We start from the raw sequence: 15,422 nt of genomic DNA, 5'->3' as shown, positions 1-15,422 counted from the left end.
AGCGGGCGGGCGACGGTACGTGGTGGGCGTCCCCGGACCGAGTGATCTCGGTCAGTACAGCAGTTCGTCGTCGTTCTCGATCATGTACAGCGACCGGGCGGCGATGTTGACCGCGTGGTCGCCGACCCGTTCGAGGTCGCGGATCGTGAGGAGCAGCCGCGAGACGTTCTGCATGGTACCCTCCACGTCCTCGTCTTCGCGGAGCTCGTCGCGCTCGATGAGGTCGCGGACGACGAGGTCGCTCGCGGCCTCGCAGGCGGCGTCGACTTCGTCGTCCGACTCGGCGACGGCGTAGCAGCGCTCTGCGTCAGACTCCGCGTACGCGTCCATCGCCTCGTCCAGCATCGCCAGCGTGTCGTCGCCGATGCGCTGGACGTCGACGTCGGGGAACACCTCGCGGTCGGCCCGCTTGGCGTACTCGCCGAGGTTCGTCGCCAGGTCTGCGATCCGTTCGAGGTCGGTGATGATCTTGAACGAGGCCGCGATGAACCGCAGGTCCCCGGCCACCGGCTGCTGGAGCGCGATGAGGTCCGTACACTGTCCCTCCAGTTCGAGGTAGAGGTCGTTGATCTCGGCGTCGCCGGCGATCACCTCTTCGCCCAACTCCTCGTCCTGCTGTTCGAGCGCGTCGAGCCCCATCCGCAGGCGCTCGGCGACGACCTCGCTCATGTAGAGGACATCGTCGCGGAGGTCTTCGAGCTTCGTCTGGTACTGTTCGCGTGGCATCTTGGCAGATCCGCCACGCCCGACGCACAAAAACACGTCGGCGGCCGGTTCCCGAACGCGGCAGCCGGGCGGTCGACGAATGACCGAGCGGAGCGACGAGGGAGCGGCCGCGACGACACCGACACGTCGGCAGCGGTCACGACCCCGCGTGACTCGGCCGGTACCGGACGGGTTCGGCCGGTGACGGACTGGTTCGACCGGTAGCGGAGCCTCGGTCGAAGCGTTCAAACCCCGCGGCGACGACGGCTCGGATATGCAGAGCTTGGAAGACTTCGTTGTCGACGAGAACGAGGAGGCGCTCGCGCCCGCGGTGGTGCTCGCGACGATCGCGCTCCTCGCGGTGTTCGTCGTCGGAATCCTGGTCTCCGCGGTCGGGCTCGTCGCCTGACCCGTCCCGGCCGTTCGGGCAGGAGGACTCCGTCAGAAGCCCCCCCGCGCCACGGCGTTTTTTGTGCCCGCGGCCGGGCGGGACGGTATGGACCGCCGGATACTCGCCGACCTCCTCGGCCGCAACGACGACCACGTCGCCGCTCTCCCTCCCGACGTTTTCGACAGCCACCGCGACGGCCAGCGCCCCGGCGTGGTCTCCGTCTGCTGTTCCGACTCGCGCGTGTCACAGGAGGGGATGTTCGCCGTCGACGAGCCGGGGTTCCTCTTCACCTCCGGCGCCATCGGCAACAGCGTGAGCGCGCTCGTTGACGGCGAGCGCGTCCTCGACGGGAGCGTGGCGTACCCGCTCCGGCACACCCACACCGAGGTCCTCGCCGTGGTCGGCCACACCGGGTGCGGCGCGGTCGGCGCCGCGCTCGCGGCGGCGCGCACCGGCGAGTTCCCGGCCGAACCGGGCGTCCGCGCCGCCGTCGAGGCGCTGCTGCCGATCGTCGAGGCCGGGCTCGACGACCCGGCCGTCGTCGGCGAGGGTGACGGCGAGGCGGTCGACGGCACGACCGACGAGGACGCCGAGAGCGATGCCGGTGTCTCGGTCCGCGACCGGCTCGTCGAGTACAACGTTCACGAGCAGGTCGCGTTCGCCCGCGGCAGCGCCGAGGCGGCCGACGCGACCGTGTACGGCTTCGTGTACGATCTCCACGGCGTCTACGGCGACCGTGACGGCGTCGCCTACCTCGTCAACGCCGACGGCGAGCGCGACCCGGCGGCGCTGCGCGACCTCGTCGGCGCGTCGCACGACGACCACGTGGTGACACTCCTGTAGCGCGAGGGGCTCCAAGCCGCCGAGATCGGGAGGCACCGGGACGCCAAGGGCGAGGGGATCGCATCCGACAACCGTTTTACGGCGACGCCCGAATGGGGTTCAAATGGACCGACGCGTCCTGTTCGCGACGCTGATCCTGCTGGCCGGCGGCGCGACCGGGGTGGGCGTGGCGCTGTTCGCGTTCGTCGGCGTCGACGACGCCACCACCGAGACGACAATCGTCTGGGAGTCCGGGCCGGCGCCCGGCGACGACGGCAGCGGCGCGGCGGTCGCGACCGTCGACGGCGAGCCGCTCCTCTTCCGCCCCGCGGCCGAGGACGGGTCGCGGGTCGTCCGCGCGACGGCCGTCGGGACCGACGAGACGCCTTGGTCGGTCCCGGTCTCCGGCCCGGACGCGGAGCGCGGCGGCGGGGACGCCGGCGACACGAACGGCTCCGACGGCGACGGCCCGGTCGGCGTCAGCGGGCTCACCGCGGGCACCCTCGCCGGCGACCCGGTCGTCGCGCTCACGACGGCGCCGGGGGAGCTCGTCGTCCTCGACGCCGCCGACGGGACGGAGCGGTTCGCGGTCGACCTCGGCGGTCCGAGCGGGGTCCGCCCCGCGATCGGCGACCTCACCGGCGACGGAAGTCGGGAGGTGGCCGCGGTCACGACCGACGGGGGCGTTCGCGTCGTCGACGCCGCGGGCGACTCGGTCGCCGAGGCCTCGCTGGCGGGCGAGATCAGCCGCCGACCGCTCATCGTCGAACCGGACGCTGAGGCCGACGAGCGGGGCGGAATCGCGGTGCTGACGACCGCGGGCGCCCCCGCGACGGTCCACATGCTCGACGCGAGCGGCGGGACGCGATGGACGACCGAGCCGACCGTGAATCCGCTGAGCTGGAACGCGGCGGACAGCCGGGACGGGCCAGTGCTCGCGCTCGGCGGCGCCAACGGGAACATCGAGACGCTGGAGACGAGCGACGGCTCGGACCGGTACGAGGTCGGCCTTCAGGATCTCCCGGTCGCGATCGGCGATGCGGACCCCGGACGGGTGTACGTCGGCGGCTCCGGGAGCGTCTGGGCCGTCGACCTCCTCGACGGCGAGGTCGTCTGGAAACAGCAGTACGGTGCCTCGACCCGGATCAACGAGCCGCGCATGGGCGACGTCGACGGCGACGGCGAACTCGCGCCCGTGGTGGTCAACCGCGACGGCGAGGCCCTCGCGATGACCCAACAGGGCGAGGTGACCGCCCGGGGCGGTCCCGCCGAGGTCGTCGCGTACGGCGGTCCCCTGTTCGCCGACGTCACCGGCGACGGCGGTGACGAGGTGATCGTCGTCGCGGACGACGGGACCGCGATCGCGGTCGACACGTGATTCCGGGAGCGGCGCTCGGCGGCAGTTTATGCCGGCAAGGCAGAGCAAAACCAACCGACTGCGCCGCACTCAGCGCGAATATTCACCGGAAACGCGGTGTGTCGCGTGAGCGGTAGCTCTGTGCGGGATCGGACAGCGGAGAAACGGTAGACGCTCCGCGAGCAGCCGCGTCAGTGAGATTCGTCCTCGTACACCCACGCGGCGGTGTCGAGGTCGTAGTCGACGAGCTCCTCGTCGTCGAAGAACAGGTCGATCTCGCGCTCGTTCGCGCCCTCGTCCTCGTGGTCCGACGCGTGGATCACGTTGTGGCCGAGGTCTAAGCCGAAGTCGCCGCGGATCGTGCCCGGGGCGGACTCGGCGGGGTCGGTCTCGCCGACCATCGCGCGGACCTGCCGGGTCGCATCCGCGCCCTCCCACACCATCGCGAAGACGGGGCCGGAGGTAATGAACTCGACGAGGCCGTCGAAGAACGGCTTGTCCTCGTGTTCACCGTAATGGTTCTTCGCGAGATCCTCGTCGAGCTGGACGAACTTCCCGGCGACGAGCTTGAGCCCGCGCTCCTCGAAGCGGGAGACGATCTCGCCGATGAGACCGCGCTGGACGCCGTCGGGCTTCACCATCACGAAGGTGCGCTCGTCGTGGTGGCTCACTGCTCGTCGCCTCCGGCCCGGTGACCCTCCTCGGTCCACTCGACGTCGCGCGCCTCGCGGCCGAGGAAGTAGTTCTTCTCCGCCTTCGAGTCGACGAAGTGGAGGATCTGTCCGTCCTTCTTCACGTACATCGTGCCCGTGCCGGGCTCGATCTCCTCACCGCTGTAATCGCAGGTGCGTGTCTCGACCATTGGTTATCGGCCTCCGATGGAGTCGGCGTCGCGCTGGGTCTCCCGCAGCTGGAGCACGTCGCCCAGACGGACGGGACCCAGGACGTTCCGGGTGATGATCCGGCCCTGGTTCGATCCCTCTTGGATGCGGCACTTGACCTGCATGGCCTCGCCGTGCATCCCGGTCTTGCCGACGACCTCGATGACCTCCGCGGTCGTCGAGTCGCCGGTGCCCTCTTCTGCGCTCATGGGAGGTTATCGGAGCTCCGCGACCTTCTCGCCGATGTCCTCGACGTCGTCGGCGGCGTCGCCGGCGTCGACGACGGCGGCGGCGGCCGAGCCGACCTCGAGGCCGGCGGCCTGCCCGACCTCGTCCTGCGTGTCGACGAAGGCGACGGGGATCCCCTTCTCCTCGGCGAGCTCGGGGAGGTGCATCACAATCTCCTCGGGGGAGACGTCCTCGGCGACGATGACGAGGTCGGCGTTGCCGCGCTCGACGGCCTTGGTGGTCTCGTTGGTTCCTTTCTTCACGGTACCGGTGTCTCGGGCGACCTCGAGCGCTTCGAGGGATCGCTCCGCGAGGTCCGCCGGGGTGTCGTAGTCTACGTAAACGGGCATATGTTGTTCACCTATCCTCCGTGCGGGCTCGCGTGCCCGTCCCGTGGTCGGTCCCTAACGGAACGGCACATCATCAACCCCACAGAGGCTGTGCCCCGTGGTAGTCAGGACATCCATAAAAGCGCTTTCAATGTCTCGCGCGTGTGCGAGCGGGAGTCACGGGGCGAGATCGCGGGCAGGACCGGCCGTACCGCGGTCGCCGTCGCACCGCCCGCGGCGGACCCGGCGACACTCCGCGCTTTTTATGCGTCGCTCGCCCCTCAGTCGACTCGACGAATGGTCCGCCTCGTTCACTACTCCGACATCGAGAACGTCTTCGACGCCCCCGAGCGAGCGGCGCGCCTCGCCGGCCGGATCCGAGCGCTCTCGGGCCCCGACGCCGCGGTCGTCGGCACCGGCGACACGACCGCGCCGGGCGTCCTCTCGCTGGTTGCGACGGGCAGGCAGGTCCTCGACTTCTACGAGGTGACTGACACCGCCCTCGACACGTTCGGCAACCACGAGTTCGACTACGGTCCCGACCCGCTCCGCGGCCTCGTCGCCGACTCGCCCGCGACGTTCGTCTCCGCGAACGTCCGCGGCGAGGCCGGCGAGCCGTTCGGCCGCGACGAGGGCGTCGTCCCGTGGGCAACCCGCGAGGTCGACGGCGAGACGGTCGGGTTCGTCGGCGTCACCGACCCCGCGACGGACTCGCTTAACCCCATGGCCGCCGACCTCTCGTTCGACGACCCCGTCTCGGCCGCGCGCGACGCGCTGGCCGAGATGCGCGCCGCGGTCGCCGAGCGCGAGAGAGGCGGGGGCGGCGACGAGGGCCTCAATCACGTCGTCGTCCTCTCGCACCTCGGCGCGGGCGACGACGACCTCGCCCGCGAGCTCGACGTCGACGCGATCGCCGGCGGCCACGTCCACAGCCGTCGGAACGAGGTCGTCGACGATACCCTGCTCGTCCGACCCGGCGTCAACGGCGAGGCGGTGGCCGAGATCGACCTCGATTCCGAGCCGCCGACCGCGACGCTCCACGAGCCCGACGGGGCCGACCCCGCGCCGGGGCTCGCCGACGCGCTCGCCGAGCGGATGGCCGCGGCCGACCTCGACGAGACCGTCGACACCGTCGACCGACCGATCGAGCGGTCCGGCGACGTGGTCCACGGCGGGGAGTGCCGCGTCGGCAACTTCGTCGCGGACGCGTTCCGGTGGGTCCACGACGCCGACGTGGGGCTGTCGAACGCGGGCGGGCTCCGCCAGGGCGACCCGTGGACGGGCGACGTGACGAAGGCCGACCTGATCAGCCTGATCCCGTTCGAGGAGCCGGTGGCGCTCGCGTCGGTCACCGGCGCGGAGCTCAGCGACGTGTTCCGCGAGATGGCCGCCCCCGACGTGGACTTCGGCGAGGACGACTGGTGGCACGGCCACGTCTCGAACGCCCGCGTCGTCTGGGACGACGACGCCGAACTGGTCTTAGAAGCCACCGTCGGGGGCGAGCCCATCGACCCGGACGCGCGCTACACGGTCGCCGTCTCGGAGTACCTGCTCCACTCCGAACACGAGTACCCGACACTCGGCCAGCGTCATCGGGTCGACGAGGCGGACATCCAGTACGAGGTGTTGGCCGCTTACGCCCGCGAACACGGGATCGCCCCCGAAATTGAGGGACGGATCGAGATCCGGAACCGGGCCCCCGCAGCGGACGACGACTGAACGAGCGGCGACGGGCGGGCGGTCGGGATGCGAGTGTCGGATCGCGTCTCGAAGCGGCGAGTCCGGCGTCACGGCCCCGGTAGGTTCGGTCGGGTCACCGAGAGAGAGTTTAACACTGTTTGTTTCGTGTGTACATATAGCACATGGACGCGCTTGACGAGGTGCTCGGGAAGTACGCGACGAGCCAGAAGCTGATGGATCACATCAGGTACACCGCCGAATCGCTGAGCATGGAATTCGACGGCTGGGGCGAACAGTACGTGAGCGGTCCCAGTCTCTACGTCCTCATCGTCGCCGAGGTGAACTTCGCCGACTACACCGACCCCCTCGGCGACAACGAGTGGCCGGTCGACCGGTGCCGCGTTGTCACGGAGTCGCGTGATACGTTCACGAAGGTCGCCCGGGACGTGGCGTTCAGTCGAGACGGGGCCGTCATCGTGACCGGCGACGGTACCGTTCAGCGACAGATGGTGCGGGTCCGGAACCCCTCTCGCGGCGAGATCGAAGACGTCGACGGCCTCGAGTTCCCCGGCTGGATGGGGACCAAACACATGAGCGCCTTGGAGACGTCGCTCCGCGACGACGTCCTCTGGGGAATCACGCTTAGCGAGGAGGACGGACGCGTTACGACGTTCCTGAACGGTACGTACCAGGACTACCCTCGCGACGAGATCGGGGGGCGGTGGCGACCCGAGACGTAGGCAGACGCCCCACCGAGCGACGACCGCGAGGTTTCGGCGGGACCGCGCGCGTCCGTCGCCGCCCCGGCTACTCGAGGTCGACCTCGACGTCGCGCTGGAGTCCGGCCGCCTTCACCGTGTTGTACAGCAACATCGCGCGCGTCATCGGCCCGACGCCGCCGGGGACCGGCGTGATAGCGCCCGCGACTTCTTCCGCCGACTCGTAGTCCACGTCGCCCACCAGCTCGTACCCCTTTTCGGTGTCGGCGTCGACGCGGTTGATCCCCACGTCGATCACGGTCACGCCCTCTTTGAGGGTTGAGCCGTCGACGAACTCGGGGATGCCGGCGGCCGCGACGACGATGTCCGCGTCGGCCAGTTCCCCCTCTAGGTCTTCGGTTCGGGAGTGGCAGACGGTCGTCGTCGCGTTGCCGGTCGGGGACTTCTGTATCAGCAGGTTCGCCATCGGCTTGCCGACGATGTCGGAGCGGCCGACGACGACCGCGTCCGCGCCCTCCGTCTCCACGTCGTAGGCGGCGAGCAGCTTCTGGACGCCGTGGGGGGTACAGGGCTTGAACCGGGCGTCGCCCGCGACGAGGCGGCCGACGTTCTCCGGGTGGAAGCCGTCAACGTCCTTCTCGGGGGCGATCCGCCGGAGGACGGTCCGCTTGTCCACGTGGTCCGGGAGCGGGAGCTGGACCAATATCCCGTGAACGTCGTCGCGGTCGTTGAGGTCGTCGATCGTCTCGTACAGCCGCTCGGCGGGCACGTCCGCGTCGATCTCGACATGGAAGCTCTCGATGCCCACCTCCTCGCAGTCGCGCTGTTTCATCGAGACGTACGTCTCGCTGGCGGGGTCGTCGCTCATCAGCACCGTGGCGAGGCCCGGCTCGACCCCGGAGTCGGACAGCCGCGACACCTCGTCGGCGACCGCGTCTCGCACGTCCGCCGCGACCGCCTCCCCGTCGATGATCTCCGTCATGAGCGATTCTCGTCGTCCCCGCGGTAAAAGTGAACCGGGATCATGCGTATCGAGTCTCTCATAACTCCCAGGTTATACGTATATGTGGATCGGCTACTCCGGGAACAGCTCTTCCTCGCGCTCGACGGCGTCGATCGCGGCGACCTCCGCGTCGGTCAGTTCGAGGTCGGCCGCCGCGAGGTTGGCGCGGAGGTGGGCCTCACTCGACGCCTTCGGGATCGTCACCACCGGCTCCTTCGCGGCCGCCCACGCGATCGCGACCGCCTCGGGCGTCGCGTCGTGCGCCTCGGCGACCGCGGCGACGGCGTCGATCTCGCGCACCCGACCGCCAGCGAGCGGCGAGTAGGCGACGACCGGATACCCGTGTTCGCGGGCGTGACCGAGTAGCTCGGGTCGGAGGAACAGCGGGTGGAGTTCGGTCTGGTGGGCCGCGGGCGGCCGTCCGAGAACCTCGATCGCGCGGTCGAGGTCCGCGACCTCGAAGTTCGAGACGCCGACGTTCCGCACGAGTCCGTCGTCGCCCACGCGGTCGATGGCGGGCAGCGTCGTCTCGGGGTCGTAGTCGCCGCGAGGGCGGTGAACGTACAGCAGGTCTATCGCGTCGACGCCGAGCCGGTCCGCGCTCTCGCGGGCCGCGGGCGCGACCGCGCCGGCCGCGAGGTCGTCTGTCCAGAGCTTCGTCGCGACGGTCACGTCGCCGCGGTCGAGGTCGCCGTCGGCCAGCCCGGCGGCGAGCCCGTCGCCCACGACCGCCTCGTTGTCGTAGATCCGAGCGGTGTCGAGGTGGCGGTAGCCGACGGAGAGCGCCGTCGCGACCGCACCCGGATCGTCGATCCCCATCGTTCCGAGACCGACCGGCGGGAGGTCCATGTCGCGACGTGCGCGGGACGGGAACTAAAGGCTCTCGCCGTGTGAGCTGGACGGCGGGGCCGCGCTCGCGGCCGTGAGTTGACGCCAGCAGTTACGAGCCCGGCCCTCGTACGGACGCCCATGTTTCCCTTCCCCTTACACAGTCGTCGACCCGCCCTCCAGCGCTCGCGCGGCGCGTCGGTGGTCGGCGCCGACGCCGCATGAGCCGGACCGGCGCGTGGTCGCTCCCGACGGCCGCGGGACGCCTCGCGGTCACCCCGGGCGAGATACGCGTCCGGAACCGACCCGACCGCATGTGCGTCGAGGGGCTCCGGGCCCTCGCGAACGGCCGAGCGCCCTCCATCGGTCGCGACGTTTCGGGGTCGGCGGTCGCCGCCGCTATCGCCGCGCTCGGGACGCTACTGGAGTGGGTCGGCAGCGGCGGGACTGGTGGCGGGATCGCCGCGTTCGGGCTCGTGACCGGGTTCGCCGGGGTTTGCGTCTCGGCCGTCCGGAACGCGCGGACGGAGATACCGCTGCGAGACGTCCGGCGCGCCGAGTTCAGGGACGGCGACGTGGTCGTCGTTCACGAGGACGAAGACGGCGACGCGGTCGAGACGGCCTTCCGACCGCGGTCGCCCGCGGCCCGGAACGACGCGGCGCTCGCGCTCCGCCTTCGCGGCGTCGACCTGCGCGGTGCCGACGACGCCGACGGCGTCTCCCGGACCGTCGTCGACGCGCCCGAGACGGAACTCGTCGCGTGAACCGTGACGGCTCGTCCCGTTGTCCTACCGGGGTTCACCGCGTCATCGACACCGACCGCTCGACGACCTCGTACCCCTGCGCGGCGAGCGCCTCGGCGTAGTACCGCTCGGCGACCCGCCCCTGCGGGAGCCGCCGGAGGCCGAACCGGCGCGTCGGTCGCAGTTCGAGGTCGACGACGGTCCCGCCGTCGGTCGTCTCGCGGACCGTCGCCGCGTACGAGGCCCACGGCCGACCGTCCGCCGTCCCCTCTATCTCGACCGTCGCGACCGGCGGGTGGTCGGAATCGCTCTCGCCGACCGCGGCGTCGTCGACCGCGTCCCTCCCGCTCACGTCGACGGAGAGGTCGAGCTCGACCGACTTGAGGCCGAGGAGATACGAGAACTCGTAGGTTGCGTCCGTTCCGGGCGCGCTTCTGTCGGTAGCGGCGTCGGTCGACGCTGCCGTGTCGGCGGCGCTCCGGACCTCGTCGGCGACGCCCCACTGGAACGCGAGGTTCGGCGGTCTCGCCGACCCGAACCGCCGGACGACCGCTCCGGGCGACGCGTCCGTCCGGAGGCGAGTCGAGCCGCGCCGTCGAAACACGGGCACGCGGAGCGCGACGACGATGACGGCGCCGACCGCCACGCCGGGCCAGAACGAGATGGCGACGACCGCCGCGAGAAATGCGACGACGACGAGCAGCGCGAGGGTCCAGCCGACGGCGCGCTCCGCCCGGCGGTAGCGAGCGACGACGGACCGCACGTCCGATGCGTCTGTGTCGAGGGGCTGACTCGCGGAGGGCGAGGGCATCGCTCGCGCTTCGGGGACCGATCACATGTCCGTTTTGATCGCGCGGCCGTCGCGAGTCACACGCCGAATCAGATCCCGCCGTCGGCGTCGGGCGGCGCTCGCCCGCAGATGCTCACGAGGTCGTGGAGGTCGTCGATCTCGTAGGTCGGGTGGCAGTCCAGTTCGGTCGACCGGCGGTGAGGGCGGCGGAGGAACGCGGAGTCGATTCCCGCGTTGTCGGCCGCGCGCACGTCCGACTCGTTGTCGCCGACGAACAGCGCCGTCTCGGCGCCGAGGTCTTCGAGGGCGCGCTCGATGTAGTACGGCGAGGGCTTCTTCCGCGAGAGGCTGGCCACCGAGGGGTCGCGGCCGTACGCGACCTCGAAGTGGTCCGCGAGCCCGAAGTGGTCCAAGAGCGCGTCGACGGTCGCCTGCTGGTTCGAGGAGACGACGCCGAGGGAGGCGTCCAGCGCGCGGACGACGTCCACGTCGTCGTACGGCGTCTTCTGTCCCTCCCGGGCGGCGTCGATCTGCGCCGCCGACGCGACCTCGTCTCTGACCCGCCAGAACTCCGCCGGGTCGACGCCGTAGCGCTCGCAGATGTCGGCCAGGGTGGCGGGGTCGACCCCGACGGCGACGTCGTCGACGTGGGCGAGGTCCGGGTCTTCGACGCCGAGGCTCACGAAGGCGTCCCAGGCGGCCTCGCGGAGCGTGTCGAACGGCGTCCGCCCGACCAACACCCCGTCGTTGTCGAAGACGACGGCGTCGTACACGCATCGCCGTGGGTGGGTAACGGGCAAAAAGGTTTCACACGTCGGCCGGTCGGTGCCTCAGACGCCGAAGAGCCGGAGGAAGAGCCCGGCGAGCAGCGCCAGCGCACCGACGATCACGCCGACGAAGGGGATCGGTACCGGGAGCGGGATCACGATCAGCGCGACGCCGACGGCGATCAGCGTGGTCGAGAGCCTCACGGGATCGCTTCGCCGTCGACGCTCAAATACCTTCAGGCGGATTGCGCGCGGCTGACGACCGCCCCCGGCGAGCGCGATGACTCCCGCACTTTCAATACCCGTCCCGTCGAACTCTCAGAACGGACCATGAACATCTCTGATATCGCAGTGCCGGAATACGTCGAGGTCGACGTCGACGAGCGTCTCGCCAAGGTCCGTTCTATCTTCGAGCGAGAGAACCCGAAGGGGATCGTCGTCGTCGAGGACGGCGAGTACGCCGGGGTCGTCGGGGAGAAACAGCTCATGCGCTCGCGCATGGAGGACGACACGAAGGTGTCGGCGGTAATGAAGCCGGCGCCCTCCGTCGACCGTCACGAGGACGTCCGCGAGACCGCCCGGCTCCTCGTCGAGGGCGACGTGAAGATCGCGCCCGTCTACGAGGGCGAGAAGCTCTTCGGTATCGTCACGGTCGACCAGATCCTCGAGGCCGTCCTCGACAGCCTCGACGCGATCACCGTCGGCCAGATCGCCACCGAGGACGTGATCGGCATCGGTGAGACCGAGAGCGTCGGGCGCGCCATCAACCGCCTCCGCGAGAACGGCGTCTCCCGACTGCCGGTCCTCGGCGACGACGGCGACCTCGTCGGCGTCGTCACCACGAACGACATCGTGGAGTTCGTCGTCCGCGACCAAGAGCGACAGGGCAGCGGCGACCGCGCGGGCGACATCGACCGGATGCTCGACATCCCCGTCTACGACATCATGTCGAGCCCCGTCGTCACCGCGCGGAACGACGAGACCGCCCAGGCGGTCGTCGAGCGCATGTTCGACAACGACGTCTCCGGGCTCGTCGTCACGCCCGAGGGCGTCGACACCGTCGCCGGGATGGTGACGAAGACCGACGTGCTGCGCGCGCTCACGTTCACCGAACAGGATTCGATGGACGTCCAGATCACCAACGTCGACCTGTTGGAGGGGACCTCCCGCGAACACATCGTTGAGTCCATCGAGCAGGTCGCCGACAAGTACGCGGACATGCACGTCATCCACGCGCACGTCCGACTCCACGCGCACAAGGAGAAGCTCCGCGGCACGCCCCTGATCCAGTGTCAGATCCGCCTCCGCACCAACGAGGGTCAGGTCGGCGGCTCCGGCGAGGGGTACGGCGCCGAACACGCCTTCCACGTCGCGCTCGACAAGCTGGAGCGGAACGTCTTGGAGATCAAGGGCGTCAACGCTGACGAAGAATACCGCGGCCAGCTCCTCCGGAAGCTCGGCGACCTCTAAGTCGGTAGCGACCCGCGACGGCGGACGCGCGCTTCGCGTCGCCGTCGACAGACCCCGACCGCACCGCCGGGACGGGACCGTCTCCGGCGTGCGTTTCCGTCGCTGCGTCTCATTCTTCCCCGCCGATCACGCGTCCGAGCCCTCGGCGAGTCCGTCGCCGACGATCCGGAAGGTCGCGGTGTCGCCGGCCGGCTTCGACCGGTGCTTCTCGAGGGTGGCACGGCGGTTCCCACCGCGGTACCGGTCGACGCGCAGGATGGCCCCGGTCCAGTGGTTGAGGGTGTTCCCGCCGAGCGCGCGGTCGCGGTCGCCGTCCGGGTCGGTGAACACCTGGTTCGTGATGATCACAGCGATGTCGTGACGGCGGGCTAACGAGAGGAGGTGCGTCACCTGCTTCGCGACCTTCCGGAGCGACTCGCCGCCCTCGGTGTCACCGGCGCGCTCCAGCCGGTAGAAGCCCGTCGCGGAGTCCAACACGATCAGCTCGACCTCCTCGGCGAGCTCCTCGGCGTCGCGCACCGCCTCGCGCTGGTCGTCGAAGTCGTACGCCTCGGAGATCACGAGCCGCGAGGCGATCGAATCGACCGTCTCGTCGGTGTCCGGGTCGTCGGCGCGGCCCGCGGCCAGCTGCTCGAACCGATCGATCGAGAGCCCCTCGGTGTCGACGTAGAGGGCGCGGTCGCCGCCGGCCGCGACCTCTACCGCGGCCGCGAGCGCGAGGTTCGTCTTCCCGGCGGCCGGCGGCCCGTACACCTGCGTGACGACGCCGCGCTCGAAGCCGCCGCCCAACAGCTCGTCGACCGGGCGACAGCCGGTCGGGATCGGATCGCTCACTGTGAAGTGATCTGCCCGCGCTCGTATTTAAACGGTCGATCGCGTCGCTGTCGGGAGAGCGCCGTCCCACATCGAAATGAGTCACTCCCCGTCGGAGAGAGCCGGCGCTCGTCGGGGTGTGATAAGTGTGAGAGAAACGGAGATAGGCGCCATTCGCGTCGAACGACGGCCGAAATCCGGTAGTGCGTGCGGACGCGCTGTCCGCTACGTGGGGGTTAGTTGCGGACGAGGTTCGTCGCGCGGGGTCCCTTGGGGGACGATTCGATGTCGAATTCCACTTCCTGACCCTCCTCGAGGTCCGGGCCGCCGACGTCTTCCATGTGGAAGAACACGTCTTCGTCGTCGTCGAGGTCGCCGTCGTCAGTCGAGATGAAACCGTAGCCGCCAGTGTCGTTGAAGAAATCAACCTTACCGTTTGCCATTGCGAATAAACGTACAGCCCGTTCGGAGATAACCCTTGCGAGGGCCACGGTACCACGGAGGTTCCGGATGTTCGTCTATCGGAGATGTTCCGTGTACGGCCGTCTCTCAGGGGCGTCTCGCCGGTCTGCGGCGGTCGCGGTCGTGTTCACCGCGCGCAACCAGCCGCGGGGTTCATTTACGAGCGACTACGTAGTTCGGGCAACGACATGGAGCGCCGCCACTTCCTCCGATCGCTCGCCGCCACCGGAACCGCCGCCGGCGCGACCGCCACGGCCGGCTGCGCCGGCGTCCTCGGCGACTCCGGCGACGACGGGACGATCCTCGGCCCGCCGGAACAGAATCGCGGCGAGCCGGTCCACCCGATCCACGGCGACGAGATGCCCGAGTTCACCGTTCCCGACCCGATCGCGGGCGAGGAGATATCGACGACGCAGTTCGAGGGCGAGCGCGCGTTCCTGTGGACGTCCTTCTACACCAACTGCCCCGACGGCGTCTGTCCGGCGCTCATCCTCCGGCTGCGCCGCGTTCAGGAGGTCGCCGCCGAAGAGGGGTTCGGCGACGAGGCCGCGTTCCTCCCGCTCACCTTCGACCCGGAGCGCGACACGGCGGACGTGCTCCGCGAGTACGCCGGGCAGCGCGGCGTCGACCTCGACGCCGGGAACTGGCACTTCCTCCGCCCGGAGAGCTACGAGGCGGGCGTGGAGCTGATGGACGAGAACTTCGGACTCAAGATCGAGAAGACGGACGGCGAACAGTACGAGAACCTGGAGTACGCGTTCCCGCACTACGGGCTCATCCTGCTGGTCAACAAGCGGGGTATCGTCGAGCGGGCGTACCCGCGCGGGCCGGCCACCGACGTCGAACGGGTCGTCGACGACTTCCGACGGGTGGTCACGGCGTGAGGCGACGGCACCTCCTGGCGGGGCTCGCGAGCGTCGGCGTCCTCGGCGGCGCGGGGGCCGTCGCGACCGGCGGGGTACCGGACGCGCTCGGTGGCAGCGACGCGCCCGAACTCGTCGAGCCGATAACGCTCGACACGGTCGACGCGCCGGGGAGCCGCGATGGCGAGGTGACGCTGCCCGCCCCGGACCGACCGACGTTCGTCGACTTCTTCGGGACGTGGTGTCCGCCCTGCGCCGAGCAGATGCCGGCCCTCGCGGAGGCGCACGAGCGGATCGGCGACGAGGTGCTGTTCGTGTCGGTGACGACGGAGCCCGTCGGTGAGGCGGTCAGCGAGGAGACGGTGGCCGACTGGTGGCGGGAGAACGACGGCGACTGGCTCGTCGCCGCCGACGTCTCCGCCGAACTCGCGGCGCGACTCAACGTCGGAAGCTACCCGAGCGCGCGCGCCGTCGACGCCTCCGGGCGCGTCCGCTGGGCCACGTCCGGGACCCACACCACCGAGGAGTTCATCGAGGGTATACGGCAGGCGCTCGACGGATGACGGGGCGA

Annotated in this window: 21 protein-coding genes; 9 read left to right on the top strand and 12 right to left on the bottom strand. The window is 70.1% G+C overall.

What is annotated here, in order from left to right:
* Positions 1-51: 51 nt before the first annotated feature.
* Positions 52-726 (bottom strand): phosphate signaling complex protein PhoU, encoded by a 675-nt coding sequence (phoU, locus tag EO776_RS10415; protein ID WP_049930819.1) that lies wholly within the window; start codon positions 724-726, stop codon positions 52-54.
* A 253-nt stretch (positions 727-979) separates the two neighbouring features.
* Between phoU and EO776_RS19630 the strand changes: the two genes are divergently transcribed.
* The 3 genes from EO776_RS19630 (at position 980) to EO776_RS10405 (ending at position 3,296) form a co-directional block, all read left to right on the top strand.
* On the top strand, positions 980-1,114 hold the full coding sequence (locus EO776_RS19630; protein ID WP_254921774.1) for a hypothetical protein: 135 nt from the start codon (positions 980-982) through the stop codon (positions 1,112-1,114).
* Between the two features lie 87 nt (positions 1,115-1,201).
* On the top strand, positions 1,202-1,939 hold the full coding sequence (locus EO776_RS10410) for a carbonic anhydrase (RefSeq protein ID WP_094520899.1): 738 nt from the start codon (positions 1,202-1,204) through the stop codon (positions 1,937-1,939).
* 103 nt (positions 1,940-2,042) lie between these two features.
* Entirely contained in the window at positions 2,043-3,296 is a 1,254-nt protein-coding gene (locus tag EO776_RS10405) for an outer membrane protein assembly factor BamB family protein (protein WP_094520900.1), read from the top strand.
* A gap of 170 nt (positions 3,297-3,466) precedes the next feature.
* On the opposite strand, the gene ndk is transcribed toward EO776_RS10405, so the two are convergent.
* Genes ndk through rpl7ae form a run of 4 tightly spaced genes read right to left on the bottom strand, consistent with a single transcriptional unit; the run spans position 3,467 to position 4,734 of the window.
* The gene (gene ndk / locus EO776_RS10400; RefSeq protein ID WP_049930823.1) at positions 3,467-3,946 is read right to left on the bottom strand and encodes a nucleoside-diphosphate kinase; all 480 of its coding nucleotides are present in this window, start codon (positions 3,944-3,946) and stop codon (positions 3,467-3,469) included.
* Positions 3,943-4,137, bottom strand: a complete 195-nt coding sequence (locus EO776_RS10395) for a 50S ribosomal protein L24e (protein WP_049930824.1) — start codon at positions 4,135-4,137, stop codon at positions 3,943-3,945. The genes ndk and EO776_RS10395 overlap by 4 nt, the downstream gene beginning before the upstream one ends.
* Positions 4,138-4,140: 3 nt before the next feature.
* Positions 4,141-4,365 carry a 30S ribosomal protein S28e gene (locus EO776_RS10390; protein ID WP_004595321.1) on the bottom strand — a complete coding sequence of 75 codons (225 nt, stop codon included), beginning with the start codon at positions 4,363-4,365 and terminating at the stop codon, positions 4,141-4,143.
* A gap of 6 nt (positions 4,366-4,371) precedes the next feature.
* Positions 4,372-4,734 carry a 50S ribosomal protein L7Ae gene (gene rpl7ae / locus EO776_RS10385; protein WP_004595322.1) on the bottom strand — a complete coding sequence of 121 codons (363 nt, stop codon included), beginning with the start codon at positions 4,732-4,734 and terminating at the stop codon, positions 4,372-4,374.
* 276 nt (positions 4,735-5,010) lie between these two features.
* On the opposite strand from rpl7ae, the gene EO776_RS10380 reads away from it, so the two are divergent.
* Together EO776_RS10380 and EO776_RS10375 are read left to right on the top strand one after the other, a co-directional pair.
* Entirely contained in the window at positions 5,011-6,432 is a 1,422-nt protein-coding gene (locus EO776_RS10380; protein ID WP_094494560.1) for a bifunctional metallophosphatase/5'-nucleotidase, read from the top strand.
* A gap of 143 nt (positions 6,433-6,575) precedes the next feature.
* Positions 6,576-7,133 (top strand): diadenylate cyclase, encoded by a 558-nt coding sequence (locus EO776_RS10375; protein WP_049930827.1) that lies wholly within the window; start codon positions 6,576-6,578, stop codon positions 7,131-7,133.
* 67 nt (positions 7,134-7,200) lie between these two features.
* On the opposite strand, the gene EO776_RS10370 is transcribed toward EO776_RS10375, so the two are convergent.
* Positions 7,201-8,094 carry a tetrahydrofolate dehydrogenase/cyclohydrolase catalytic domain-containing protein gene (locus EO776_RS10370; RefSeq protein ID WP_100050395.1) on the bottom strand — a complete coding sequence of 298 codons (894 nt, stop codon included), beginning with the start codon at positions 8,092-8,094 and terminating at the stop codon, positions 7,201-7,203.
* Positions 8,095-8,187: 93 nt separating this feature from the next.
* Positions 8,188-8,964: an aldo/keto reductase gene (locus EO776_RS10365; protein WP_089308596.1), complete on the bottom strand. Its 777-nt coding sequence runs from the start codon at positions 8,962-8,964 to the stop codon at positions 8,188-8,190.
* A 200-nt stretch (positions 8,965-9,164) separates the two neighbouring features.
* Here EO776_RS10365 and EO776_RS10360 point away from each other — a divergent pair, with 200 nt between their 5' ends.
* The gene (locus EO776_RS10360) at positions 9,165-9,707 is read left to right on the top strand and encodes a hypothetical protein (protein ID WP_094520902.1); all 543 of its coding nucleotides are present in this window, start codon (positions 9,165-9,167) and stop codon (positions 9,705-9,707) included.
* A gap of 34 nt (positions 9,708-9,741) precedes the next feature.
* Here EO776_RS10360 and EO776_RS10355 read toward each other — a convergent pair whose 3' ends face one another.
* From EO776_RS10355 to EO776_RS18980, 3 genes are all read right to left on the bottom strand, one after another.
* Positions 9,742-10,497 (bottom strand): hypothetical protein, encoded by a 756-nt coding sequence (locus tag EO776_RS10355; RefSeq protein WP_049930833.1) that lies wholly within the window; start codon positions 10,495-10,497, stop codon positions 9,742-9,744.
* A gap of 68 nt (positions 10,498-10,565) precedes the next feature.
* Positions 10,566-11,249 carry an HAD family hydrolase gene (locus EO776_RS10350; RefSeq protein ID WP_049930835.1) on the bottom strand — a complete coding sequence of 228 codons (684 nt, stop codon included), beginning with the start codon at positions 11,247-11,249 and terminating at the stop codon, positions 10,566-10,568.
* Between the two features lie 57 nt (positions 11,250-11,306).
* Positions 11,307-11,447 (bottom strand): hypothetical protein, encoded by a 141-nt coding sequence (locus EO776_RS18980; protein ID WP_176450672.1) that lies wholly within the window; start codon positions 11,445-11,447, stop codon positions 11,307-11,309.
* A gap of 126 nt (positions 11,448-11,573) precedes the next feature.
* Between EO776_RS18980 and EO776_RS10345 the strand changes: the two genes are divergently transcribed.
* Complete coding sequence (locus EO776_RS10345) at positions 11,574-12,713, top strand: CBS domain-containing protein (protein ID WP_094520903.1); 1,140 nt, start codon at positions 11,574-11,576, stop codon at positions 12,711-12,713.
* 126 nt (positions 12,714-12,839) lie between these two features.
* On the opposite strand, the gene radB is transcribed toward EO776_RS10345, so the two are convergent.
* Positions 12,840-13,547, bottom strand: coding sequence for a DNA repair and recombination protein RadB (gene radB / locus EO776_RS10340; RefSeq protein WP_086219108.1), 708 nt, complete (start codon positions 13,545-13,547; stop codon positions 12,840-12,842).
* 215 nt (positions 13,548-13,762) lie between these two features.
* A complete protein-coding gene (locus tag EO776_RS10335; RefSeq protein ID WP_004595330.1) occupies positions 13,763-13,969 on the bottom strand; it encodes a cold-shock protein in 207 nt (68 codons plus the stop codon).
* Between the two features lie 207 nt (positions 13,970-14,176).
* On the opposite strand from EO776_RS10335, the gene EO776_RS10330 reads away from it, so the two are divergent.
* Both EO776_RS10330 and EO776_RS10325 read left to right on the top strand, forming a co-directional pair.
* Entirely contained in the window at positions 14,177-14,872 is a 696-nt protein-coding gene (locus tag EO776_RS10330) for an SCO family protein (protein WP_094520904.1), read from the top strand.
* Positions 14,869-15,414, top strand: a complete 546-nt coding sequence (locus EO776_RS10325; protein WP_094520905.1) for a TlpA family protein disulfide reductase — start codon at positions 14,869-14,871, stop codon at positions 15,412-15,414. Before EO776_RS10330 ends, EO776_RS10325 begins: the two co-directional genes overlap by 4 nt.
* Positions 15,415-15,422 lie beyond the last annotated feature (8 nt).

The organism is Halorubrum ezzemoulense (assembly GCF_004126515.1).
Lineage (GTDB): Archaea > Halobacteriota > Halobacteria > Halobacteriales > Haloferacaceae > Halorubrum > Halorubrum ezzemoulense.
The sequence above is the reverse complement of the archived record's forward strand: the minus strand, read 5'-3'. Positions and strand labels throughout refer to the sequence as shown.

Bases quoted from the DNA above. Each gene is read 5' to 3' on its own strand.
- EO776_RS10395 (WP_049930824.1), bottom strand. From the start codon at position 4,137: ATGGTCGAGACACGCACCTGCGATTACAGCGGTGAGGAGATCGAGCCC.
- EO776_RS10345 (WP_094520903.1), top strand. From the start codon at position 11,574: ATGAACATCTCTGATATCGCAGTGCCGGAATACGTCGAGGTCGACGTC.
- phoU (WP_049930819.1), bottom strand. From the start codon at position 726: ATGCCACGCGAACAGTACCAGACGAAGCTCGAAGACCTCCGCGACGAT.
- EO776_RS10390 (WP_004595321.1), bottom strand. From the start codon at position 4,365: ATGAGCGCAGAAGAGGGCACCGGCGACTCGACGACCGCGGAGGTCATC.
- EO776_RS10360 (WP_094520902.1), top strand. From the start codon at position 9,165: ATGAGCCGGACCGGCGCGTGGTCGCTCCCGACGGCCGCGGGACGCCTC.
- EO776_RS10380 (WP_094494560.1), top strand. From the start codon at position 5,011: ATGGTCCGCCTCGTTCACTACTCCGACATCGAGAACGTCTTCGACGCC.
- EO776_RS10330 (WP_094520904.1), top strand. From the start codon at position 14,177: ATGGAGCGCCGCCACTTCCTCCGATCGCTCGCCGCCACCGGAACCGCC.
- EO776_RS10410 (WP_094520899.1), top strand. From the start codon at position 1,202: ATGGACCGCCGGATACTCGCCGACCTCCTCGGCCGCAACGACGACCAC.
- EO776_RS10355 (WP_049930833.1), bottom strand. From the start codon at position 10,497: ATGCCCTCGCCCTCCGCGAGTCAGCCCCTCGACACAGACGCATCGGAC.
- EO776_RS10335 (WP_004595330.1), bottom strand. From the start codon at position 13,969: ATGGCAAACGGTAAGGTTGATTTCTTCAACGACACTGGCGGCTACGGT.
- EO776_RS10405 (WP_094520900.1), top strand. From the start codon at position 2,043: ATGGACCGACGCGTCCTGTTCGCGACGCTGATCCTGCTGGCCGGCGGC.
- EO776_RS10375 (WP_049930827.1), top strand. From the start codon at position 6,576: ATGGACGCGCTTGACGAGGTGCTCGGGAAGTACGCGACGAGCCAGAAG.
- EO776_RS19630 (WP_254921774.1), top strand. From the start codon at position 980: ATGCAGAGCTTGGAAGACTTCGTTGTCGACGAGAACGAGGAGGCGCTC.
- EO776_RS10365 (WP_089308596.1), bottom strand. From the start codon at position 8,964: ATGGACCTCCCGCCGGTCGGTCTCGGAACGATGGGGATCGACGATCCG.
- rpl7ae (WP_004595322.1), bottom strand. From the start codon at position 4,734: ATGCCCGTTTACGTAGACTACGACACCCCGGCGGACCTCGCGGAGCGA.
- EO776_RS10370 (WP_100050395.1), bottom strand. From the start codon at position 8,094: ATGACGGAGATCATCGACGGGGAGGCGGTCGCGGCGGACGTGCGAGAC.